The sequence below is a fragment of the Clavibacter lycopersici genome (assembly GCF_003576405.1).
In the GTDB taxonomy this organism is placed as follows: domain Bacteria; phylum Actinomycetota; class Actinomycetes; order Actinomycetales; family Microbacteriaceae; genus Clavibacter; species Clavibacter lycopersici.
In genome coordinates this window covers 1-2941 of record NZ_QWGT01000294.1, presented here as the reverse complement: position 1 = coordinate 2941, position 2941 = coordinate 1, and the positions used below count along the sequence as shown (strand labels likewise).

2 protein-coding genes and 1 pseudogene are annotated in these 2941 nt (G+C 72.5%); 1 reads left to right on the top strand and 2 read right to left on the bottom strand.

The features are described 5' to 3' along the window. The first annotated feature begins 403 nt into the window (after positions 1-403). Entirely contained in the window at positions 404-1387 is a 984-nt protein-coding gene (locus DZG00_RS14105; RefSeq protein ID WP_119381627.1) for a nuclear transport factor 2 family protein, read from the top strand. Positions 1388-1443: 56 nt separating this feature from the next. On the opposite strand, the gene DZG00_RS14100 is transcribed toward DZG00_RS14105, so the two are convergent. Together DZG00_RS14100 and DZG00_RS14095 are read right to left on the bottom strand one after the other, a co-directional pair. Beyond that, positions 1444-2340: a LamG domain-containing protein gene (locus DZG00_RS14100; RefSeq protein WP_119381626.1), complete on the bottom strand. Its 897-nt coding sequence runs from the start codon at positions 2338-2340 to the stop codon at positions 1444-1446. After that, a pseudogene (locus DZG00_RS14095) lies at positions 2337-2941 on the bottom strand (S26 family signal peptidase); the annotation flags it as partial. The gene DZG00_RS14100 and the pseudogene DZG00_RS14095, both read right to left, overlap by 4 nt.

Here is a 2941-nt window from a genome sequence, read left to right as displayed (position 1 = left end):
ACCTTCGGCACCGACGCGGTCACCGACCAGCTCGTCGTCGGCATCGCCAAGATCACCGTCAACACCAAGTAGCACCCACCCCGGCACCGCCGGGACGCACCACAACGAACGGCCCGGCCCTCGACGCCGGGCCGTTCGTCGTGCGCCCGGCCGATGCGGCAGGAGCCGACGGCATCCCGCCCTGACGCAGCGAGGCCCCCTCGCATGCGCAGCGAGGGGGCCTCTGCCGGGTGACTCGGACCCGGCGCGTGGGCTTCGGAACGGAGGGGCGATCCGGCGGGCGCGTGCCCCCGGGCCGTGGTCCACCGTGCAACGGGGCACCCTGAGCCGTAGCAGGAAGAGCCGATGAGCGCGGCATCCATCCACATCGGGGGCTCCCAGCCGCGGGCCGCATGGTACGTGCATGAGAGTTCAACGAATCCCCGTCTCCCTGCTCGCCCGCGGCACCGCCGCCCTCGCCGGCGTGGTCGTCCTCGCCGGATGCTCGGCCCCCGGCTCGGCCTCGGCCGCGTCCGACGCCACCCCCGACGCGACGACCGCCGTCGCGACCACCGCTCCCGTCGCATCCGGCGACGGCGGCACGACCGCCGACCGCACCGACTCCGACACGGAGGACCGGAACGCGGACACCATCTCGACGCTGTTCACCGCCGCCTTCCCGGATCCCGCCTCCCCCGGCGCGAACGCCGCCGCGATCGCGGCCATCGCGCCCGACGCGACCGCGAACGGCGCGGGCGCGAAGGCCGGCCCCGGCGGGTTCCTCGACGAGTTCGTCTCGGCGCACCAGCGGGTGCCCGGCGCTCAGGCCGTGATCAAGCACATCGCCGCGGACGGCGACCTCGTGGCCGTCCACTACCAGGTCACCTCGAAGCCCGACGACGAGCGCACCGGCGAAGCGGCCGTCGACCTCTTCCGCCTCGCGGACGGCAAGGTCACCGCCGTCTGGTCGTTCCACCAGCCGGTCCCGCAGGGCACGCCCGCGAGCGGCAACACCAACACGATGTTCAGCGACCTCTACCAGGGCCAGGCCGACGCGCCCGAGCTGACCGAGCAGCAGGAGGAGGCGAACCGGCAGCTGGCCGTGGGCGCCTACGACACGCTCTTCCGGGATCACGACCCGAGCGTGCTCGACCGCTCATTCGACCCGGCGTACCTGCAGCACAACACGGTCGCCGCGAACGGCACGGCCGCGCTCAAGGCCTTCTTCTCCGGCGGCGCGCAGTTCCCGGCGCAGCAGTCCGTGATCTCGATCGCCGACGGCGACCTCGTCTGGACCTTCTCGCAGCCCGTGGGCGCGAAGGCCGACGACCCGTTCCTCGCGGCCGACATCTTCCGGGTCGACGGCGGCCTCATCCGCGAGCACTGGGACGTGGTGCCCGCGAGCTGATCCGCGGCACGCACGCACGCACGACGGGACGGCCATCCGGCCGTCCCGTCGTCGCGTCAGCGGCCGGCGGTGTAGTGGCTCAGCACCTGCGTGGCGGTGAGCGCCGTCTTGTACACGGCGGCGAACCGCATGCTGCCGACGAAGTAGTTCCCGCCCACGTTCGGCCAGCCCGACGTGTTGTCATAGCCGATGCGCCAGAAGCCGGAGTTGCTCTCGGGAGCGGTGAACGCGGTGTTGCCGGCGACGCGCACGCCGTCGAGGTAGAGGGCCATGCCGGTACCCGGCGACATCGTCGAGACCATGTGGTGCCAGTTGCCGTCGGTGACCGCGTTGGGGGACGTGAGGGTCTGGTAGGCGCCGTTGTTGTAGGTGCCGAAGATCAGCTGGCCGCTCGTCGACACGTAGGTGTGGCGGTCGTAGGCCGACGAGGAGCCGGTCTGCGAGTTGCCGAAGCCGATGAGCTTGCCGCCCTTGGTCGTGGTCTTGAACCAGACCTCGGTGCTGAACGTCGCGGGGGCCTGCGTCTGCAGGGTGTTGGTGACGAAGTCGTTGCCCTGCAGCACGTAGGCACCGCCGGTGTCGCGGGCGCACGCCCGTGGGGTGGTCGTCTCGCTCGTCATGCCGCCGCGGTACGTGCCGGGGTAGGAGCCCGTGGCGGCGTCGACGGCGGTCGTGGCTGCCGACGCCTCGTTGAGCGGGTACGCGAAGAGCGCGTTGGCCTTGTCGGCCGCGAACGCGCTCGAGCACGTGAAGTACGCGGCGGAGGACGCGGCGGTGTTGTTCGAGTTGGTGATGGCCGCGGTGTACGCGCCGTTCGTGCCGGGCGTGAGGAGGAGCACGGCGCCGAGGGCGGCGGCCGAGACGGACGCGGCGATCGCGGCGAGGCGGGGCGTGCGGCGCCCCGCTGCGGCGGGAGCGGCACGACGGCCGAGGAGGCGGGCGACGACGCTCATGCGCGGCGCTCCTCGTCCGAGGGGAGGCCGACGACGAGCGTGTAGAGGAGGGGGACGGCGCAGAGGCCGAAGAAGAGGATCCAGCCCCACAGCGGCAGGTCGAGCGTGGAGGACACGTCGTAGAAGCGGCCGGCCTCGCCCGCGGGGGCGGTGATGGTGCCGACCTCGCCGGCGGCGAGCGTCACGTGGGTGCCGCCCTCGGCCGCGATGCGGATGGGGAGGACGCCGGTCGACACGATGGTCGCCTCGACGTCGCTGCCGCGGGTCGCCGCGTCGAGGACCACGAGGCCGACGAACGGCTTGAGCAGGAAGACGGTGAAGGCGGCGACGAGCGCGCTGCCGAGCATGCGCATCGAGGCGCGGTGCGTGGGCGAGCCGATGAGGCGGGTCAGGATCGTGACGATGACGATGCCGGCGAGCAGCAGCGGCAGCCCCTTCGCGAGCCAGCCGAAGCCGGGGAGGATCGTGGTGGCCTCGCCGACGAGGTGCGCCTGGTCGGTCTTCCAGGGATCCACCGCGCCGTTGATGTCGCCCTGGGTGGTGAGGCCGTCCGCGTCGACCGCGATGACGCGGTGCGTGTAGGTCTCGTCCGGGGTGGTGG

Bases quoted from the DNA above. Each gene is read 5' to 3' on its own strand.
- DZG00_RS14105 (WP_119381627.1), top strand. From the start codon at position 404: ATGAGAGTTCAACGAATCCCCGTCTCCCTGCTCGCCCGCGGCACCGCC.
- DZG00_RS14100 (WP_119381626.1), bottom strand. From the start codon at position 2,340: ATGAGCGTCGTCGCCCGCCTCCTCGGCCGTCGTGCCGCTCCCGCCGCA.